This window comes from Geobacillus sp. C56-T3, from assembly GCF_000092445.1.
Lineage (GTDB): Bacteria > Bacillota > Bacilli > Bacillales > Anoxybacillaceae > Geobacillus > Geobacillus thermoleovorans.
In genome coordinates this window covers 1,676,889-1,695,802 of the sequence record NC_014206.1, presented here as the reverse complement: position 1 = coordinate 1,695,802, position 18,914 = coordinate 1,676,889, and the positions used below count along the sequence as shown (strand labels likewise).

17 protein-coding genes and 1 pseudogene are annotated in these 18,914 nt (G+C 48.8%); 8 read left to right on the top strand and 10 right to left on the bottom strand.

What is annotated here, in order from left to right; all coding sequences use genetic code 11:
* Nucleotides 1-48: 48 nt before the first annotated feature.
* The 3 genes from GC56T3_RS08500 to gabT all read right to left on the bottom strand — a co-directional run bounded on the left by GC56T3_RS08500 (nt 49) and on the right by gabT (nt 4,675).
* Complete coding sequence (locus GC56T3_RS08500) at nt 49-1,467, bottom strand: sodium:solute symporter (RefSeq protein ID WP_013523930.1); 1,419 nt, start codon at nt 1,465-1,467, stop codon at nt 49-51.
* A 146-nt stretch (nt 1,468-1,613) separates the two neighbouring features.
* On the bottom strand, nt 1,614-2,933 hold the full coding sequence (locus tag GC56T3_RS08495) for an aspartate aminotransferase family protein (protein WP_152333140.1): 1,320 nt from the start codon (nt 2,931-2,933) through the stop codon (nt 1,614-1,616).
* Nucleotides 2,934-3,328: 395 nt separating this feature from the next.
* Nucleotides 3,329-4,675, bottom strand: a complete 1,347-nt coding sequence (gene gabT / locus GC56T3_RS08490; RefSeq protein ID WP_013145152.1) for a 4-aminobutyrate--2-oxoglutarate transaminase — start codon at nt 4,673-4,675, stop codon at nt 3,329-3,331.
* A gap of 166 nt (nt 4,676-4,841) precedes the next feature.
* Between gabT and GC56T3_RS08485 the strand changes: the two genes are divergently transcribed.
* The 6 genes from GC56T3_RS08485 (at nt 4,842) to GC56T3_RS08460 (ending at nt 11,832) form a co-directional block, all read left to right on the top strand.
* Nucleotides 4,842-6,236 (top strand): sigma-54-dependent Fis family transcriptional regulator, encoded by a 1,395-nt coding sequence (locus tag GC56T3_RS08485; RefSeq protein ID WP_013145151.1) that lies wholly within the window; start codon nt 4,842-4,844, stop codon nt 6,234-6,236.
* 209 nt (nt 6,237-6,445) lie between these two features.
* Nucleotides 6,446-7,420, top strand: a complete 975-nt coding sequence (gene speB, locus GC56T3_RS08480) for an agmatinase (protein WP_013145150.1) — start codon at nt 6,446-6,448, stop codon at nt 7,418-7,420.
* Between the two features lie 30 nt (nt 7,421-7,450).
* A complete protein-coding gene (locus tag GC56T3_RS08475) occupies nt 7,451-8,899 on the top strand; it encodes an aldehyde dehydrogenase family protein (protein ID WP_013145149.1) in 1,449 nt (482 codons plus the stop codon).
* Between the two features lie 78 nt (nt 8,900-8,977).
* Entirely contained in the window at nt 8,978-10,351 is a 1,374-nt protein-coding gene (locus GC56T3_RS08470) for a cytosine permease (RefSeq protein ID WP_013145148.1), read from the top strand.
* A 1-nt stretch (nt 10,352) separates the two neighbouring features.
* Nucleotides 10,353-11,261, top strand: a complete 909-nt coding sequence (locus GC56T3_RS08465; RefSeq protein WP_013145147.1) for a carbon-nitrogen hydrolase family protein — start codon at nt 10,353-10,355, stop codon at nt 11,259-11,261.
* Complete coding sequence (locus GC56T3_RS08460; RefSeq protein ID WP_041468369.1) at nt 11,182-11,832, top strand: cyclase family protein; 651 nt, start codon at nt 11,182-11,184, stop codon at nt 11,830-11,832. The genes GC56T3_RS08465 and GC56T3_RS08460 overlap by 80 nt, the downstream gene beginning before the upstream one ends.
* A gap of 111 nt (nt 11,833-11,943) precedes the next feature.
* On the opposite strand, the pseudogene GC56T3_RS18570 reads toward GC56T3_RS08460, so the two are convergent.
* Nucleotides 11,944-12,057 (bottom strand): annotated as a pseudogene (locus GC56T3_RS18570) (maltose acetyltransferase domain-containing protein); the annotation flags it as partial.
* A 56-nt stretch (nt 12,058-12,113) separates the two neighbouring features.
* Nucleotides 12,114-13,493, bottom strand: a complete 1,380-nt coding sequence (locus tag GC56T3_RS08455; protein ID WP_013145144.1) for a D-serine ammonia-lyase — start codon at nt 13,491-13,493, stop codon at nt 12,114-12,116.
* 278 nt (nt 13,494-13,771) lie between these two features.
* Between GC56T3_RS08455 and GC56T3_RS08450 the strand changes: the two genes are divergently transcribed.
* Nucleotides 13,772-14,941 carry a tetracycline resistance MFS efflux pump gene (locus GC56T3_RS08450; RefSeq protein ID WP_013145143.1) on the top strand — a complete coding sequence of 390 codons (1,170 nt, stop codon included), beginning with the start codon at nt 13,772-13,774 and terminating at the stop codon, nt 14,939-14,941.
* A 119-nt stretch (nt 14,942-15,060) separates the two neighbouring features.
* Nucleotides 15,061-15,540, top strand: a complete 480-nt coding sequence (locus tag GC56T3_RS08445) for a GNAT family N-acetyltransferase (RefSeq protein WP_013145142.1) — start codon at nt 15,061-15,063, stop codon at nt 15,538-15,540.
* Nucleotides 15,541-15,654: 114 nt separating this feature from the next.
* Here the strand turns inward: GC56T3_RS08445 and GC56T3_RS08440 are convergent, their stop codons facing one another.
* From GC56T3_RS08440 to ureE, 5 genes are all read right to left on the bottom strand, one after another.
* Nucleotides 15,655-16,278: an urease accessory protein UreH gene (locus tag GC56T3_RS08440; RefSeq protein ID WP_013145141.1), complete on the bottom strand. Its 624-nt coding sequence runs from the start codon at nt 16,276-16,278 to the stop codon at nt 15,655-15,657.
* A 20-nt stretch (nt 16,279-16,298) separates the two neighbouring features.
* The gene (locus GC56T3_RS08435; RefSeq protein ID WP_013145140.1) at nt 16,299-17,114 is read right to left on the bottom strand and encodes an urease accessory protein UreD; all 816 of its coding nucleotides are present in this window, start codon (nt 17,112-17,114) and stop codon (nt 16,299-16,301) included.
* On the bottom strand, nt 17,111-17,725 hold the full coding sequence (gene ureG, locus GC56T3_RS08430; protein ID WP_011231413.1) for an urease accessory protein UreG: 615 nt from the start codon (nt 17,723-17,725) through the stop codon (nt 17,111-17,113). The genes GC56T3_RS08435 and ureG overlap by 4 nt, the downstream gene beginning before the upstream one ends.
* A 65-nt stretch (nt 17,726-17,790) precedes the next feature.
* Nucleotides 17,791-18,468, bottom strand: coding sequence for an urease accessory protein UreF (locus tag GC56T3_RS08425; RefSeq protein WP_013145139.1), 678 nt, complete (start codon nt 18,466-18,468; stop codon nt 17,791-17,793).
* Nucleotides 18,461-18,907: an urease accessory protein UreE gene (gene ureE / locus GC56T3_RS08420; protein ID WP_021321542.1), complete on the bottom strand. Its 447-nt coding sequence runs from the start codon at nt 18,905-18,907 to the stop codon at nt 18,461-18,463. The genes GC56T3_RS08425 and ureE overlap by 8 nt, the downstream gene beginning before the upstream one ends.
* Nucleotides 18,908-18,914 lie beyond the last annotated feature (7 nt).

The following is an 18,914-nucleotide window of genomic DNA, read 5'->3' as shown; positions in this document are numbered from 1 at the left end:
ATTTTTTATTTCGCCACAAATTTGCTAGAATCCTCTCTTCTGATCCGTTTATAGGACATGTTGCTGATCCTCTATCATCTTATTCCCCTCTTTCAGATTGGAGGATGGAAAGAGGTAAGAAAAAACCACAATAGAAACGATACTCACCCCAATTCCATACATAATCGGATTGGTCGAACTCAACCCCTCCACCGCTAAACCAGCCAGCACAACGACGGAACTAATCACGATGGAATAAAAACCAGCTTTCGCTGTTGCTCGCTTCCAAAAGAAACCGAGAACCACTGGTACGAAAATGGCGCCTGACAAAATGGCATAGGCTACATCCAATGCGACAAGCACATCCTGAATCCAAATAGCAAAGATAATGGCGACAATCCCAACCGCTAGCGTCATCATTCTGGACAAAAGGACAAACTGTCGATCGCTCATATTTTTGAGCCAATATTGCTTCAAAATATCATGCGATAACAGAGTAGACGAGGCAAGCAATGTTCCGGAGGCCGTTGACATGAGAGCAGAACATACGCTGGCCAAAATGAGCCCTAACAAGCCGTGTGGCAAAATCTCTAATGACATGTTGGCAAATACGTTTTGCGGATCGTTCATATTCGGAAAAACAATCACCCCGCACATGCCAATGACGCTTAACGCTACGGCATAAGCAACGCTGTAGAGACCAGCATATATTGCGCCGCCTCGGGCAATGTTCGGTGTTCTGGCCGTAAACACCCGTTGCCAAATATCTTGTGATACCACCATTCCTAACGTATAGAGCAAGAAGTATTGGAAAATATTTGCCCATCCCATGGACGTCAGATCAAAATGCGACGCTGGCAATCGCTCCAAAAGCGATGTCCATCCGCCGACATGGGACAAACTCATTGGCAGCATTACGAAGAAAATGCCGACTGTCATGACGATAAACTGAATGATGTCCGTCATCGTAACGCTCCACATGCCCCCGAGAATCGTGTAAAACAGCACAATCCCCCCGCCGACTAACATCGAAACGGTCATGCTCCAACCTAAAACAGCATGAATGATTGTGCCCATCCCAATGACTTGTGTCACCGAAACCATCAGCGTATAAATCGCGGCAACCAACGCGCTGATCAAACGCGTTTCCTGATTGTAACGGCGGCCAAGCAGTTCGCTGATCGTGGTCACATGGGCGCCGTAAATTTGGTTTGTAAAAAACAGACCGAGCACAGCAATGCCCAAGCCAATCATAAAAACAAACCACATACCCGAAATCCCAAATTGATACCCTAACTTCGCCGTCCCAATCGTTGAAGCGCCGCCCAAAATCACAGCAGACAGACATCCAAGATAGACAAATAGTCCGAGATTTCGGCCTGCCAACGCAAAATCTTCGGCGGTTTTCGCCCGCTTCGCCCCCAAAATCCCTGCGACGATCAATACGAGAAAATAACATAAGAGAACCCCAGTATCCAGTGCGTTCATAACCATTCCCCCATCCTCTTATAATTCAGAAATCGATCTCCTTCGAGATCCTTTCATAAAGGCAGACATTCCTTCAACGAGACACGACATCGGTTCCTGAATACACCCAATTTCCAAATTGCAATCGACATGTGCCCCCTCTTTTTTCATTTTCCAGAAGCGAACGAATGCACACCGATTTCCGCTTCATATTCGGTCAACGCCTCGTCGAGCATGCTTAATCCTTCGTCAATCTGTTCTTTTGTCACGATCAGCGGTGGGATCATGCGAATCACTTCTCCTTGATTGCCGCATAGATAGAAAAGAACACCTTTTTGCAGGCAACGATTCAAAATATTCATCACTCCCTCCCCATTCGGTTCGCCAGTATGCGGATGGACGATCTCAATGCCGATCATCAGACCGATCGAACGCACGTCTCCAATGACGGGATGCTTCCTTTTTAAAACTTCCAGTTTTTTTCGCGCGTATTCCCCAACTTCCCTGCAATTTTCTAACAATTTTTCTTCCCTAAATACTTCTAAAGTCGCCAGCGCCGCCTCGCATGCGATGGGGTTGCCTCCAAAGGTTGTCCCATGGCTGCCGAGCGGCCACTGTTTCATTAATTCTTTCGAAGCCACTGTTGCACTTAATGGAAGACCGGAAGCGATGCCCTTCGCAATTGCCATAATGTCTGGAGTGACACCGAATGTTTGAGCGGCAAACCACTCGCCAGTACGACCAAAACCTGTCTGTACTTCATCGAAAATAAGCAAAATTTCATAGCGATCACAAATTTCCCTCATCTTGTGAAGCCACCCTTTGGGAGGCACAATATATCCTCCTTCTCCCAACACCGGCTCTACAATCATGCATGCCACTTCTTCCGGAGTCACTTGATGGGCAAACAAAGAAGCCACGTCGTTTTCAAGCTTATTGGCAAAGTACACATCTGGATCCTCCCCAGCCGGACAATCCTTTGGATTGGCATATGGAAGTTGATACGTCAACCCGCTTGGCTGCAGGTACTTCCGATATTTGCTTTTCGATGTGCTGACACTAAGCGCCCCTAATGAACGGCCATGAAAACATCCGGTAAATGAAATGACGTATGGCCTTCGCGTCACGTGTTTCGCTAATTTGATCGCACCTTCGATCGCTTCTGTTCCACTGTTGGCAAAAAAGAAGCAGTCAAGTCCTTCCGGCAAAATTTTCATCAGCTCTTCGGCCAAACGCAGAATTGATTCATACATGATGACGCCGCTCGGCCCGTGCATCAGGCGGTCTGAGGCCTCTTTGATGGCCTGCACGACTTTTGGGTGGCGATGACCCGTATTGGCCACGGCAATACCGGAAGTAAAATCAAGGTATTTTTTTCCATCTAATCCGTAATAGTAGCATCCTTCTTCCTTGACAACCGGCAGATTCGGATGGTCTTTCGCCATCGTTGGCGCAAGCAAGTCGGGCATTTTGTGAAAGAGAGGCATCCAGTTGCTCTGTGTCACGCACAACTCCTCCTTTGGTTCAGACATGTTTGTTCATCGAAAACACCAAGACGCAATTTTTGTGCCATCATTTAAACTATTCTATATTTTTAGTCAATACCTCGCATTAACCTCCAACTTATTCTTCTGTTTTAGACTCCTATCATGACTTTGCTTACCATCCCCGATATCATTCATTTTTGAATCAAAAAATTCATTCTTGAATTAACACAGATGGTTCTTCTTCCAAGAAACATTTCCTCGTAGCAAAGAGATGGGTTTCAAATTAAAAAACCGCACCACAAAAAGGTGGCACGGTCCAAAAAATACGATGTCGCCATCACCTTTTTCGACTGCATCGCGAAGTTTTCATGAGTAGTTTGGTCAGGAATCACTTATCATGCCAATTCAGCAATGACCTCTTCGATGACATCCAATGCTTCCTCCAGCTGTTCATCTGTGATGACAAGCGGCGTTAATAGACGAATGACATTGCTGTATAGGCCCGCACTCATGACGATGACACCACGTTGATGGCATTCTCGCAAAATGGCGGCCGTTAATTCCTTATTCGGCGCTTTTGTCTTTGCATCGGTGACAAATTCGATGGCCACCATGGCCCCAAGCCCCCGTACATCCCCGACCGTCTCATATTTCTCCTGCAGCCGTCTGAACCGATTGATGGCTATTTGTCCAATGACATTGGCCCGTTCAACCAACTGTTCTTGTTGCAACATACGAATCACTTCCAAAGCGGCCACGCAACCAAGCGGGCTGCCCCCGTATGTCCCGCCGATTTCTCCTGGGTTGGGTGCATCCATGACTTCCGCTCTTCCCGTCACCGCACTGATCGGCACACCTGCCCCGATGGACTTCGACATGGTCATTAAATCGGGCACAACGTCAAAATGTTCAATGGCGAACATCTTCCCCGTTCGTCCAAACCCGGTCTGGATCTCATCGGCGATAAACAAAATCCCGTATTTTTCACAAATTTGTTTGACCCCTTGAACAAATGTTTTCGATGGAACAATAAACCCGCCCTCCCCTTGCACAGGCTCCATAATGATTGCGGCTACTTCTTCTGCCGGAACTTCCGAGAGAAAAAAGTCCTCAAGCCGCCGCAAAAGCTCGGCGTCCAATTCCTCGTTGGTCATGCCCGCTGGCTTTCGGTAATAATAGGGATACGGCATTTTGTACGTATCTGGCGCAAAGGGGCCGAATCCGAATTTATATGGCTTCACTTTGCTCGTGAGCGACATCGCCAGCAAGGTCCGTCCGTGAAATCCTCTTTCAAAGGAAAGAACGGCTTTTCTCCCTGTATACTTTCGAGCAATTTTGACGGCATTTTCGACCGCTTCTGCCCCGCTGTTCAAGAAGAAGGTCTTTTTTGAATGATTTCCTGGCGTGATGCGGTTCAATGTCTCTGCCAATTCGACATACGGTTCATACATCATAACGTGGAAACATGGATGAATATACTGCTCCGCTTGTTTTTGGATCGCTTCCACCACTTTCGGGGGGCAATGGCCAACATTGAGGCTTCCAATCGCCCCAGCCAAGTCGATAAACGTATTTCCATCCACATCGGTTAAGAGCGCTCCCTCTCCTTTTACCGCAAACGTCGGTACAGTGTGAAACGGCCCCCGCGGAACATTCTGTTCTTTTTTTCTTAATAGCTCCTTTGCTTTTGGTCCCGGAATCACTGTTTTTACTTGGATATATTTCTTTGTTTCTGCCTTCATCTTTTTCTCCCTCCGTCCCATTGTGCATCGTGATCCATCTTTTTAGAGATGCAAAAAACATGCCAAAAACTTCATGGAAAATCATATGACAAGGAAAGAGGATTTTTTCACTTCTTTGATAAAGTTAGTAATAGAAGCGCTGACAGACTACTAGGAGGGAAAAGCCATGCAGCGTGCAACCGACGTCTTGGAATTCGAGTTAGACGCGATATTGAAATCATCACACGACAATATTGTCATCGCAGACGAAAACGGCATTGTTCTTCGCGCCAGCCCGAATTGCTTGTCCATTTATGGGAAAGATGTTTCTTATTTAGTCGGAAAATCGGTCTATCAATTAGAAAAAGAAAACGTCTTTTGCCCTTCGGTTACAGCCAGAGTATTACGTGAGAAAAAAGAGGTCCAATTGATGCAGCAAACCGCAACCGGACGGGTTGTCATGGCGACAGGCGTACCGGTATTTGACCAACAGAACCGCATTGTGCGCGTGATCAGCTTTTCACATGATTTAACAGAGCTGGAACGCTTGAAAGAAGACTATGAAAAGCTGAGAAAGCAGATGGAACATTATCAAATCGAAATAGGGGAATTGAAACCAGAAAATATTGTCATTCAAAGCAAGGCGATGGAACGAATTTGGAAGCTAGTGCACCGCGTGGCCCAATCGGATGCGACTGTTCTTTTCCTCGGCGAGTCTGGAGTCGGAAAAAACGTATTCGCCCGTTCACTTCACCTCAATAGCCCGCGGCGAAATGAACCGTTTATCGAAGTAAACTGCAGCGCCATTCCTGAATCGTTGTTTGAATCGGAAATGTTCGGCTATGAAAAGGGATCATTTACCGGTGCGCAAAAAACAGGAAAACCGGGGCTGATCGAATTAGCGGATAAGGGAACCCTTTTTCTTGACGAAATTGGCGAGCTTCCTCTTTCCATGCAAGCGAAACTGCTAAAAGTTTTACAAGAGAAAAAAGTCACACGCGTTGGGGGCATTAAAGAACGAACGGTCGATTTTCGCCTGATCGCCTCGACGAATCAGAATCTAGAAGAGATGGTGAAGCAAGGGAAGTTCCGCCAAGATTTATTTTATCGTTTGCATGTGATCCCGATTTATGTTCCTTCTTTACGCGAGAGAAAAGAAGATATTTTTATGTTAGCGCAATACTTTTTAGAAAAGTTTAATAAAAAATACCATATGGATAAATATCTCCATCCATCCATTGTGGACCATCTCGTCCATTATGACTGGCCGGGCAACGTGCGAGAGTTGGAAAATATGATCGAACGATTGGTCATTACTGCCGAAACAAAAGCCATTTATCCGGAATATCTCCCTTTTTCGATCCAGAAACATCCAGAGGTGATCACAACCCATCAATCGTTGGAAAAACGGAACGAACCGTCGACATTAAAAGAAGCCATTGAACAAGTGGAACGGCAATGGCTCCTGCGTGCAGCCAAACAGTGCAAAACAACATACGAGATGGCTGATTATCTTGGCATCAGCCAGCCAACGGTAGTACGAAAGCTAAAAAAGTATCGCATTAATTCAAAAATGGATTAAAATCCATTTTTGAATTATTTTTTATATTCAATTCATTTTTGCATCAATCAACGAAAAATAGAAGATGACAAAACAATTCATTTTACGAACAGAGAAGGAAGCAGTCCTATTCACAAATGTTTTCTTTGCCCAACATCCCCTCTTTTTTGGCACGCTTTTTGCGTCTAAATCTATTCAGAACATTTTCATTTCTTAAGGGGGTTTTTGGCATGTATCAACCAAAAGATTCATCTCAGTCTCCCCGCTTTTGCGGAGTTCGAACCTTTATGCGGTTAGAACAGATCAAAACGACAGATAACGTTGATTTTGTCGTGCTCGGTGTTCCATTCGACACCGCAGCCTCGAATCGCACCGGACAACGGTACGGTCCGCAACACATTCGCAATTTTTCCGTCCTGCTTCGCCCTTACAACCCGGACATGGATATTGATATTTTTGCCTATTGTTCTGGCGTCGATTACGGGGACGTTGATGTCATCCCGGGCAATGCACTCCGCACATATGATCGTATCGTCGAAGAGTTGCGACCATTGTTGAAGAAAGATATCGTTCCGATTCTGATGGGCGGCGACCACTCCATTACGTTAGGACACTTGCGGGCTTTTTGCGAACGCTTTGGTCCCGTCGCCCTCGTTCATTTTGACTCACACAGCGACACATGGGACCATTACTATGGAGAAAAATATATGCATGGCACGCCGTTCCGCCGCGCGGTCGAGGAAGGGCTGCTCGATGTCAATCATTCCATTCAAGTCGGAATGCGCGGACCGCTTTACAGCGCAGATGATCTCGAGGACGCACGACGGCTTGGCTTTGAAGTCATTCCGATGAAAGAAGTCCGGCAAATCGGCTTTTCGGAAGTCATGCGCCGCATCCACCAACGTGTCGGAAACAGACCGGTTTTCGTTTCTTATGACATTGACTTTGTTGACCCGGCATTCGCTCCTGGAACGGGAACGCCGGAAGTAGGCGGACCGACAAGCTATGAGGCATTAGAATACGTAAGAGGACTTGACGGGTTAAATATTGTCGGGTTTGATCTCGTCGAGGTATTGCCTGCTTACGACAGCGGGGAAATTACAGCCATATTGGCATCTGCCATTATATATGAAATGATCACGCTTGTGGCGCTAAAGAAAAGGCGGGCGCAGGCTAACCGCCTATCCACAGCGACAACGCCATAAAACCATCTTGCCGAAAAGGAGCGACCTTCCATGATATACGTCAACGGAAAATGGAGCAAAGGAGAAGGAAAAAAAAGACCGATCATCAATCCGGCGAATGAGGAAATCATTATAGAAATCAATGAAGCATCCCAACAACAAGCCGTAGAAGCGATCCAAGCAGCTCGTCATGCCTTTCAATATACCGATTGGCCATTCAATCCAGCAAAACGGATCGCTGCGCTTCGCCAATTGGCGGACCTGTTGGAACAAAACGCGGAAACATTCGCTTCGATCGAGACGTTGAATACAGGAAAACCGATTCGCGAGTCGCGCCTCGATGTCAGCGATTCAATCCAATGCCTTCGTTACTACGCCGATTTTGTTGAGCAACGGGCCATCGAGGAAACCAAAAGAACCGATGGCACGACAAGCAAAATCATTGAGGAGCCAATCGGGGTATGCGCGTTGATTGTTCCTTGGAATTTTCCTCTCTTGTTAGGAATATGGAAACTGGCTCCAGCGCTTGCGGCTGGAAATACAGTGGTGTTTAAACCATCAGAACTGACTCCGTTATCGTTCATAGAACTGACAAAGCTGATCGATTCCATCGGTCTCCCGCCGGGCGTGTTTAATCTTGTTCCTGGAGGCGGTTCGCCGGTTGGAGAAACATTGGTGACACATCCTGATGTGGAAAAAATATCGTTTACCGGCGGAACGGAAACCGGACGATGGATTTACGAACAAGGCGCTCGTCGCTTGAAGCGAGTGTCTCTGGAACTCGGCGGCAAATCCCCGCTGCTCATTTTTGACGATGCGGATCTTACTAGCACCATCGAGTGGGCGCTGTTTGCTTCCTTTCTCAATCAAGGAGAAGTGTGTGTGGCTGCTTCGCGAATTCTTGTTCAACGACACGTTTATGATTCGTTTATCGATCAGCTGATCAAAAGGCTGGCTTCCCTCCATATTGGAGATCCTTTCGAGGAAAACACTGAGATGGGACCATTAATCAGCTCCTCACATTTAGAAAAAGTGGAAACGTATATCCAGATCGGCTTGCAGGAAGGAGGAGTACTGCTGCAGGGAGGAGAACGAATCAAAGAACGGGGGTATTATCTCACCCCTGCCGTTTTCGCCCATGTCCGTCAAGACATGCGCATCGTCCAAGAAGAAATCTTTGGTCCTGTCATAACCGTACAACCGTTTGAACATGACGCAGAAGCCATCGGACTCGCGAACGATACGATATACGGACTAGCAGCTGGCATATTCAGCCGTGATCTCGAACGGGCGGAACAAATCGCCGGAAAATTGAGAGCAGGAACGATTTGGATTAACAGCTATCATACTCCCTATGTCGATGCCCCTTGGGGAGGATTGAAACAAAGCGGAATCGGCCGGGAGCTTGGGCCGCAAGGATTTACCGCTTTCACCGAAGCAAAACATGTCAACATCAGCCAACATGGCCACCCGCTCGGATGGTATTCGTCGTATTCCTGATTTCGTCCTTAGGACGAAATCAGTGTAAGTGAATTGTTCTGAATATTTAAAATAAAAAATCAAGGAGGAATGATCCTCATGAAATGGACAGAACGGTTGGGTCATGATGATATTCGGCCGACCCCGATGAACGAACGGAGCATGAACTTTTTTAGCACGTTTACTCTTTGGATTGCGGCGAATGTTGTGATTACGACGGTCATGACGGGAATGATGTTTGTTCCTGACATTTCCTTCTCCAACGCCATGCTGGCGATTATTGTCGGTTCGGCGATCGGCGCCATTCCGCTCGCCCTTACCGGAAACATCGGCATCCGCACCGGTCTCCCTACAATGGTGATCACAAGAGCGGCCTTTGGACAAAAAGGCGCCATCCTCCCCGCGCTTGTCAACACGATCATTTTAATCGGCTGGAGCTGGATTCAAGCCTATATGGCTGGGCTTAGTCTGAATTACGCCGTCCATTACGCCACTGGATACAACAATATCAACCTATTTGTCATTTTGACGGAACTTCTTGTTGTGATCATTACGATTTTTGGCCACCGAGGGGTGGAACGAATCGAAAAATATATATCGATTGCCATGTTGATTTTATCTTTCCTTGTTTTTTATAAAATTTTTACGACTTATGACATTTCGACACTAGTCGAAATGAAATTGAGCGAACATCCATCCATCACCACGATTATCGCCTTTGACATCGTCATCGCCACCGCTTTTTCTTGGATGTCGACGGTTTGCGATTTCAACCGCAACTGCCGCTCAGAAACAAGCGGGTTTTGGGGAACGTATTTTGGCTATCTTGTCGCTTCCATTGTCGCGATGGGACTTGGGGCCGTCGTCAGCGGCTTCAGCATCGCCTCGAACATGGAACGGACTTATGATCCCACCATTCTCCTTGCGGCTTACGGGTTTGGATTGATCGCATCCATCGTCGTTTTCTTTTCTGTACTCTCGACCAATGTCATGGCATTATATAGCGCCACGATGTCGTTTATGAACGTCTTCCCGCGCGCAGGCTTTTGGAAACCGACATTGATCATGGGAGTGATTTGCACGCTTGGCGCCTTGCTGAAAGAAGTACTGATGTCCCATTTCTTTAACTTCATTATGCTGATTGCCACGTTGTTCATTCCTGTGTTTGCGATTGTGCTCGTTGATTATTTTTTGATCAAAAAAGGGGTATACGACGCAGAAGATATTTTGTACGATACAAAAGGTCAATATCGTTATCAAAAAGGAGTCAACATCGCCGCCTACATCACCTATATCGTTGGAGCTGTCTTCGCCTATTATTTTACGTACATTCATCCGCTTACCGTCGGCTCCACCATGCTGACGTTTCTTTTATCGGGAGCTGTTTATTGGGGGTTGATGAAATGGACAAAACAAATATCTGCGAGCACGAATACGGTCGAGCTTGAATCTCCCACTCACTTGGAGGGATGATATGAACAGATCGTTTGACATCGCGTTGGCGCAGATGACGCCGGCGAACGGCGACATTGACGCCAACTTGGCTAAAATGGAAGCTATCATCAATGAGTGCAAACGAAAGTTCCCTAATGTCCGCCTTCTTCTGTTCCCGGAACTTTGCACCACTGGTTACGTACTGTCAGAAATGCTAAAAGAGGCGGCCCAGACATGGGACGGCTCTACGTTCCAACACATGAGCCAACTTGCCCAAACATTTCAATTGTATCTTGCCTACGGGTACGTTGAAAAAGACCATACAGGAAATCTATACAACTCTCTTATGTTGATCGATCCTAATGGACAATGTATCGGCAATTACCGAAAAATCCATTTGACTCCTTTTGAAAAAGCCTGGTTTTCCAAAGGAGCCGAGCCAGTGCTGGCGGATACCGACCTTGGCCGCATCGGTTTGATGATTTGTTGGGACTTGGCTTTTCCGGAACTAGCAAGATACCTAGCCGTCCATGGAGCCGAGCTTCTTCTCGTTCCATGTGCTTGGGAATCTCCATTTCATGCACCGTTTCAAAAATTCGCCATGGCACGAGCGATCGATAACACGATTTATGTGGCGGCATGCAATCAAATTGGATGGTCTTCTTCTTTCCATTTCTTTGGTTTATCCTCTATTTACGGGCCGGACGGAAGGAAAATAGCCGCAGCCAACATGAACGGACGGGAAGAGCTCGTACACGCCATGATCGATCAAAACCAACGCCAAGCGTTAAAGAAACACTTTTACACCATGATGGACGAACGACGAATCGACCTTTACCGACAATGGATTTGGAGGGAATGTCAAGAAAATGAACATCAAAACACTCATCGACCTCACCATGCCGATCACGGCCCAAACTCCGGTGTACCCGGGGGATCCGAAGCCTAAAATCGAACCGGCAGCGACGTTCGCCCAAGACGGCTATCACGTCAGCCGCCTTGTGCTTGGGTCGCATAGCGGCACGCATGTGGATGCGCCGTTTCACTTTTGCGAACACGGTTGGCGGCTCGATGACGTGCCGCTCACCTATTTTCTTGGCCGCGGCGTCGTGATCGATGCCACGGGGAAAGCGGAAGGCGAAGCGGTGACGATGGCCGATGCCGCTCCGTATATCCCGAAGCTGTCGCCGGGAACCATTGTGTTGTTTCATACCGGCTGGTCGCAATACGCCGGAACAAAGCGGTATTTCCGCCATCCGTACGTCGCGCCGGATGTGATTGAAGCGATGCTCGAACGAGGTGTTCGCACGTTTTTGATCGATGCCCTGAACATCGACCCGCCGGACGGCTCCTCGTTCCACGCTCACGAGCTTATTCTTGGCGCCAACGGGGTGATTGGGGAAAATTTCGTGAACTTCGAGCGAATCGATTTTGATGACCCGTATATTATTGCCCTCCCCCTTTCCTTGCCTGGCTGCGACGGTTCGCCCGTTCGGGCGGTGGCGGTGCAGTGGGCGTAACGAAGAAGGGGGATACAGCCCCGCACATGCTTTGATGCGGGCCGCACTTCCTTTGGCTAGTTAATCCATTTGATCACTTTCCCCGGGTTTCCCGCCAACGACCGCGTTGGCGGTTTCATTATACAAACGAACGAGCCGCCGCGCCCGCTCCCGCTCCTTGACGAGCTCCGGGTCGGCGGGGTTGTACCATTGCCCCGCCAACATCTTTTCTTTTTCGGTTTTCATCGAATCCCTCCAACACTTTATGCATTCGTTTCAAAACTCCATCGAATGGCGGGGTCTTATCGCCCTCCGGAAAAACGGTTGCCTGTCATGGTTTCAATCCGCACGCCTTCCCGATAGTAAGCGTCCATCACATCCTTTGGCACCATGCTTCCGCCGGTAGCCCAGCAAATATGGACGGCGTTTTTCATTTTTTCTTTCAAATCGTTTTCCTCTACATACGTTTGTCCCGCCGAATCGCGAAACAACCGAACAGGCCCCTCCACTCCCGCCAATGCGGACGGCTCTAAATAGATTCCTTCTGCATCAGCCATGGCCGCGAGCAAGCGGTAAAGCGTCGAATCGTCCACCGTATAGACGCCGCTGATGACGTTCTCAAGCATGTTCCCCACCAACCGCGACGGCCGGCCCACCGCCAGCCCGTCAGCTTCCGTCTTGTTATCGAGGCCAAAATCTTGCACCGACACACGGTCGTGCTGTCCTGTCATCAACCCAAGCAGCATGCAAGGCGAATGCGTCGGTTCAGCGAAAAAGCAATGGACATGATCACCGTACACGAGCTTCAGGCCAAACGTCACCCCACCCGGACCGCCGCCGACGCCGCAAGGAAGATATACAAAGAGCGGGTGGTTTTCATCAACCGTGATGTTCATATCCTCTAATTGCTTTTTCAGCCGAAACGCCGCCACCGCATAGCCTAAAAACAGATGGATCGAGTTCTCGTCATCGATAAAATACGACGTTGGATCCTCGGCGGACCGTCTTCTCGCCTCTTCCACCACGTTGTTGTAGTCGGTGAGATGTTCGACAACCGCAACCCCTTTGCTTCGCAACAAGTCTTTTTTCCATTGTTTCGCATCGGCTGACATATGAACGGTAACGCGGAACCCAAGCTTCGCTCCGATGATGCCGATACTCAAGCCTAAATTTCCCGTCGAACCAACGACAAGCGAATAGCGGGAAAAGAACTGTCTGAATTCCTTGCTATCCATCACCGCATAGTCGTCCCCCATGGTGATCATATGGTTTGCCAGCGCGAGGTCTTCCGCATGTTTCAGAACCTCGTAGATTCCCCCTCTCGCCTTGATCGATCCGGAGATGGGAAGATGGCTGTCACATTTCAGCAACAGCTCCCCTTCAATGTTGGTCTGAAACATCTTTTCCAAACGCTGTTTCATGTTCGGAATCCTCACTAAAGGGGATTCGATGATACCGTGGGCCGTTCGCGTCTCGGGAAATGCCTTCGCGATGTAGGGGGCAAAGCGGCGCAATCGCTCTTCGGCCTCCTTGACATCGCGCTCGCGTAAAGGAATCGTTTGAATAGCTTGCGCAAACGCGTGATATTTTGGATTGCGCCAAAACACCTCTTCGGCCGCCATGATCATTTCAAGCAGCGGGAATTCCTTTACCCACTTTTGGATTTCGTTTTTGGTCATCATGCACCATTCTCTCCCATGCGTGTTTGTCGTTTCGCACCCTTGGCGGATGCCGGTCCAAAGTCCACTTCATTGTTTGCCGAACCGTTTGCCGTTTACCTTCAGTCTCGCGAAAACCGCTTCCATTGTCAATGGGGATGAAGGGAAATGGTTTGTGGATGACATTCGGGAGTGATCCCCAGGCCTCGTCGGAATGGCCAAGCGAGGCATGATCCGCTTTGAAAAATGCCTGTCTTTCCATTATGATGAAAGAGGCAAACCATATCGTGGAGATGATGATCATGAGCAATCGTCGCGATTTATCGCTTTTGTTTCTCGTGATGTTTTTGGTCATGGCCGGGTTTGGCATCATCATTCCCGTCCTTCCGTTTTACGCAGAAAAAATCGGCGCGACTCCAACACAACTCGGTTGGCTAATGGCCGTTTATTCGCTCATGCAATTTTTATTTGCGCCGATGTGGGGGAAATTATCGGACCGATATGGACGAAAACCGATGTTGCTTGTCGGCATTTTTGGTTTGGCCCTTTCGTTTTTCTTGCTCGCCGCCGCCACAACACTTTGGATGTTGTTTGCCGCTCGCATCATCGGGGGATGTTTATCCGCCGCCACGATGCCGACCGCTATGGCATATGTCGCAGATGTGACAACCGAAGAAGACCGGGGCAAAGGAATGGGCATCATTGGAGCGGCCGTTGGGCTTGGATTTATTTTCGGACCCGGAATCGGCGGCATATTTTCCAAAACGAGCTTGACCGCTCCGTTTTGGATAGCAGGAAGTTTGGCACTCCTGACAGCTATATTCGTTTTCGTTTTCTTGCATGAATCGCTTCCGAGAGAAAAACGAGCGAACACACAGGGGAAACGGCCATCGCTCACGGCTGCTCTTCGAAGCCCTTTGGCCCGCCTATACATGTTGCAGCTCATCGTCACGTTTTCCCTCGCTGGACTTGAAGCGACGTTCGCCTATTTTGCCGCTGAACGAGCGGGGCTTTCGTCGACGGAACTTGGCTACATCTTTATGATCATGGGGCTTGCAGGAGCCGTCGTTCAAGGGGGGCTGCTTGGAAAACTGATCCGCTCATTCGGGGAAGGCGCTGTCATTCGTTTCGGGCTGTTCCTGTCAGCAGTTGGCTTTTTTCTCATTTTATTCGTTCACAGCTTTTGGACAGCCGCGCTCTATTTAACGATTTTCGGCATTGGAAACGGCGTTATTCGCCCATGTGTCTCCGCCTTGTTAACGAAACATACGACCGATGGCCAAGGAAGCGCAACAGGCGTCTTATCCTCGTTCGATTCGCTCGGCCGCATTGGCGGCCCGGCGATCGCCGGCTGGCTGTTTACCTTAAAGTCCAGTTTGCCATATATGGCAGGGATTGTGCTAACATTCATTTCCTTTGCTGTTTTTCAATCGTTTCAACGAACGATGATGCAAAAAGACTCGGCCCTTTGACACAGAGGAGGATGGGGGTAGAAAAGCACCGATTTATTCCCAGTTACACTCACGTATGGAAGTAAAGCTCTTATTCTAGGGTGATCAAAAATCAACGTCTGTACAGGAGGAGGACCGCCTTGAACATCGTTCCAATCAAACAATTGAACCGCGCCATGGTCAACCAGTTTTTCACTGACCATTGGGGAAGTCCGCAAATGGTTGTCTCGACCGGCATCTATAACTGCAGCGAACTGGATGGATTTGCTTCTGTCGAGAATGGACAGCGGATCATCGGGCTCATTACGTTCCTCATTCGCGGAAACGAATGCGAGATCATCTCATTAGACAGCCTAGTAGAAAACCGCGGCATCGGCAGCGCCCTTTTGCATGAGGCAGAGACATGGGCGAGACAACAAAGGTGCACCGCTGTTCAACTGATCACTACCAACGACAACTTGCATGCGCTTCGTTTCTATCAGAAGCGCGGCTACCAAATTGTGAACGTCTTTCCCAACGCTGTCGACAAGGCGCGGCGAATCAAGCCAAGCATTCCGAAAACAAGTCCTGACGGCATTCCAATTCGGGATGAGTTATTGCTGGTGAAACCACTGGCGTGACACGATGTGATGATGACGCCGTATTGGAAAAGAAGCACCGGCCTTCTCCCAAGACCGGTGCTTCTTTCAATTTTTTGAACACTCCTCCACCTATGACGCTAGCCGTGAGGAGTGTCAAATTTCGATGGCGATATGATAAATGTAATAGACCCCATAGGCGATGCTGATGAGGGAAACGGTTTTCACCATCCATTGGTTCATGACTTGCTGTTTCGCTTTCATCCAAACGAACGGAACGCCAAGGAATGTCGTGAATAACATCATGCCAATGACCGTCCCTAAACCAAAAATCAAAATAAAGGAAAGCGCCATCCAAGTTCCTTTGACCGTCGTCATCGTCAACAACACCATTCCCGCGCTTCCGGCCAAACCATGGACAATGCCGATCAATGTCGATTTGATATGTAAATGATGAATATCGCCATGGCCATGATGATCCAGCCTCATTGTCGAACGAAAACTGGCGATTCCTAACATGACGATCATGATGCCGACGCCCATTTCAAGGTAAGAAGCAATCTGTTCAGGAATTTGCCGCTCAAAGGCGATCATCGCCATCCCGACAACGAGCAGCGTCAACGTATGGCCGATTCCCCAAAACATGCCGGCCAGCGATGAAAGGGACAGTTTTTTCGTCCGGCTGGCGATGGTCGAAACGGCAATGACATGATCCGGTTCCGTCGCATGCTTCATTCCCAGCAGCAATCCAAACAAGAGTACAGGCCATATCGTTCCCATTGTCTTCATCCTTTCCCTTATCAATATTTCCTCCAGCAGACTGGCGCTTTCTCACCGCATTGTTGGCGAATAAACTGTTGGACGCGTTGGAATATCGCTTCGATGGCCGATGTTTCATACGCCAATATACGTACAGAAAAGCCTGGAACGGCTGCCGCTGAAAAACCGCAGCGAACCTCTTTCGGCATCTCTTCCATGAATTGGTTGAACTGTTCTAACACTTCCTTTGTGATGAACGGAGAAAGAGCCACGAATGATCCGACATGCGTATAGCCGCCAAGCTGCAGCATGCTCGTTAAGTGCTGCCGCGAATCCAAGTACAGATGATCAAACAGAACGAGCGCCTCGTCTTGATACACCTTCAGTTTCGAGCGAATCCAATCATAGCGGAACAGCTCGCCGCTTTCCGACCATCCAGGCGTGATGATTTCGCCATAAACGACCGTGGAGCTTGACGTGATGTACACCGTCGTTTCTTGAACAAACCGCGCATGCTCATAAGCGATCGTCGGGTCGGGAAAATATTCGAGTACGCTTTGCTCCCCAAGTGAAAATCGTGTATACTGCCTTACAGGTGTTGAAGGAGTTTTGTAGATTTTCGCCGCGGACTGAGTCGTCACCATCAACCGGGCGCTGGGCTCGAGGGAGATTTCCATATCATATGAATCTCCGTCGACATACCCGCCGCCAACGTGGACAAGATATAACGTCGGATAAGTTGAGTTGAGATAAACAGGGCGCATCAGTTTCAGCGCTCCTTCATTATAGCTGTCAGAAATGACGGTGCGGCCGTTTTTCACGACCGCTGTACATCGCAAACGCCCCGTCCAGCTCATTCTTCCAGCCCTGCCAGCAGCACCTGTTTTTCGATCCAATCCACAACGTCAAAAAGACCAATCTCTTCTTTTAAATTCGTAAAAATGACCGGTTTCGCCCCTCGCGCCGCTTTGGCGTCCCGCTCCATCACTTCCAAGCTGGCGCCGACGTAAGGAGCCAAATCAATCTTATTAATCACGAGCAAATCCGACTTAATCATCCCTTGCCCGCCTTTGCGCGGAATTTTCTCCCCTTGGGCGACGTCGATGACGTAAATGGAGAAATCAACCAACTCCGGGCTGAAGGTCGCCGCCAAGTTATCGCCGCCGCTCTCGATCAAAATGAGTTCCACATCTGGATGGCGCCGCTTCAACTCGTCGATGGCGGCAAAATTCATCGATGCGTCTTCGCGAATGGCCGTATGCGGGCATCCCCCCGTTTCGACGCCGATAATCCGATCTTCCGGCAAGACGCTATGTTTGATTAAAAACTGAGCGTCTTCTTTTGTATAAATATCGTTCGTGATGACGGCAATGCTAAAACGGCGATGCATCGCCCGTGTCAGCTTCTCGACAAGCATCGTTTTGCCGGCGCCGACCGGGCCGCCGATGCCGATTCGTACGGGTTCCATCATGATATTCCCCCTTCTTCGTTTTCCATTCAAACCTAAATAGGCGCTGTTTTGTTTGTCCAACATTACGACATAAACAACCGGACGGGAAGGCGTTCATGTTGCATTTGCGCGATTTCCAGACCAACGGCTGCCGTCCCGAGCTCCTCTTCGTCGAGCGCCTCGATGATGCTTGCGGCATGAATCAAATATGGCTGCACCATGACGAGCAGCTTTTGCCCGTCCGTTTGGCCGAGGGGAATGCCTCGGACCGCGTTTTGCACCATCGTTTGTACGGCGGTAAACAAATATGTCAACACAGTCGTTCGTTTCGACGCTTCGATTTTGCGGCCAACCGCCGCAAACACAATGGTCGGATGAATGGACCGCGTCGTTTGCACGATCTCATCCAATTCATCGACTCCGTAAATGTCGCAGCACAGTTTCCATAAGCGCTCGCCCATCATTCTCGTTCCTTCTCGCGTTTCCTTCGCCAGGCAGAGGGCAAACAGCGTTTCGTTCAGCCGCTGCAGTCCTTCCATGCTGTTGGCTTCCAACTGCTCATAGGCGATCCGGCACGCTAATCCATCCGTATACGTCAGCTGGGTCTGGATATAAACGACAAGCGCTTCACGAAACGTTTTGGCATCGCAAATTTGTTCATTGTACATGTATGTTTCAAACCCAAAGGAATGGGAAAATGCTCCAGACGGAAAATTCGAATCTGAGAGCTGCAGCAGCCACAACAGCTGTTGGTCAGTCATGGCGGTGGCCGATATGGCGAAACGCTTGTTTTACTTTCCGTTTTTCCCGCTTGTACGGGATGGCGAGCTGCTGAAGCAGCTCTTCGACTAAATAGTCATATTGGACGAGCATTTCCCCTTCCTCGAATTGGGCGGGCAAATGGCGGTTGCCGAGCTGATGAGCGATCTCCCCCATTTGTTTCAACGAAACCGGCTTTATAACAAGCAAATCCTCGGGAAGAACGGAAACAACGATCGCGTTATGGTCATCCATCCACAATACATCTCCATCCGCCAATTCTTTAGCTTCCTTTAGGCGAATGCCAAGTTCCCGCCCGTGATCGGTCACGACCCGCTGGATTCGTTTCACTAAATCGTCGCTTGCCATGTACACCCGTTCGATGTGCGGGGGGAGAGAAGGGAGGGTTTGAATATTGCCGATAATCGTTTCAATAATCATCATCATC

What these genes read in the sequence shown, in the direction of transcription:
- GC56T3_RS08450 (WP_013145143.1), top strand. Translation starts at nt 13,772, where the DNA reads ATGAGCAATCGTCGCGATTTATCGCTTTTGTTTCTCGTGATGTTTTTG.
- ureE (WP_021321542.1), bottom strand. Translation starts at nt 18,907, where the DNA reads ATGATTATTGAAACGATTATCGGCAATATTCAAACCCTCCCTTCTCTC.
- GC56T3_RS08500 (WP_013523930.1), bottom strand. Translation starts at nt 1,467, where the DNA reads ATGAACGCACTGGATACTGGGGTTCTCTTATGTTATTTTCTCGTATTG.
- GC56T3_RS08425 (WP_013145139.1), bottom strand. Translation starts at nt 18,468, where the DNA reads ATGACTGACCAACAGCTGTTGTGGCTGCTGCAGCTCTCAGATTCGAAT.
- GC56T3_RS08435 (WP_013145140.1), bottom strand. Translation starts at nt 17,114, where the DNA reads ATGAGCTGGACGGGGCGTTTGCGATGTACAGCGGTCGTGAAAAACGGC.
- GC56T3_RS08485 (WP_013145151.1), top strand. Translation starts at nt 4,842, where the DNA reads ATGCAGCGTGCAACCGACGTCTTGGAATTCGAGTTAGACGCGATATTG.
- GC56T3_RS08495 (WP_152333140.1), bottom strand. Translation starts at nt 2,933, where the DNA reads ATGCCTCTCTTTCACAAAATGCCCGACTTGCTTGCGCCAACGATGGCG.
- GC56T3_RS08465 (WP_013145147.1), top strand. Translation starts at nt 10,353, where the DNA reads ATGAACAGATCGTTTGACATCGCGTTGGCGCAGATGACGCCGGCGAAC.
- speB (WP_013145150.1), top strand. Translation starts at nt 6,446, where the DNA reads ATGTATCAACCAAAAGATTCATCTCAGTCTCCCCGCTTTTGCGGAGTT.
- GC56T3_RS08455 (WP_013145144.1), bottom strand. Translation starts at nt 13,493, where the DNA reads ATGATGACCAAAAACGAAATCCAAAAGTGGGTAAAGGAATTCCCGCTG.
- GC56T3_RS08440 (WP_013145141.1), bottom strand. Translation starts at nt 16,278, where the DNA reads ATGGGAACGATATGGCCTGTACTCTTGTTTGGATTGCTGCTGGGAATG.
- GC56T3_RS08475 (WP_013145149.1), top strand. Translation starts at nt 7,451, where the DNA reads ATGATATACGTCAACGGAAAATGGAGCAAAGGAGAAGGAAAAAAAAGA.
- gabT (WP_013145152.1), bottom strand. Translation starts at nt 4,675, where the DNA reads ATGAAGGCAGAAACAAAGAAATATATCCAAGTAAAAACAGTGATTCCG.
- GC56T3_RS08460 (WP_041468369.1), top strand. Translation starts at nt 11,182, where the DNA reads ATGAACATCAAAACACTCATCGACCTCACCATGCCGATCACGGCCCAA.
- ureG (WP_011231413.1), bottom strand. Translation starts at nt 17,725, where the DNA reads ATGGAACCCGTACGAATCGGCATCGGCGGCCCGGTCGGCGCCGGCAAA.
- GC56T3_RS08470 (WP_013145148.1), top strand. Translation starts at nt 8,978, where the DNA reads ATGAAATGGACAGAACGGTTGGGTCATGATGATATTCGGCCGACCCCG.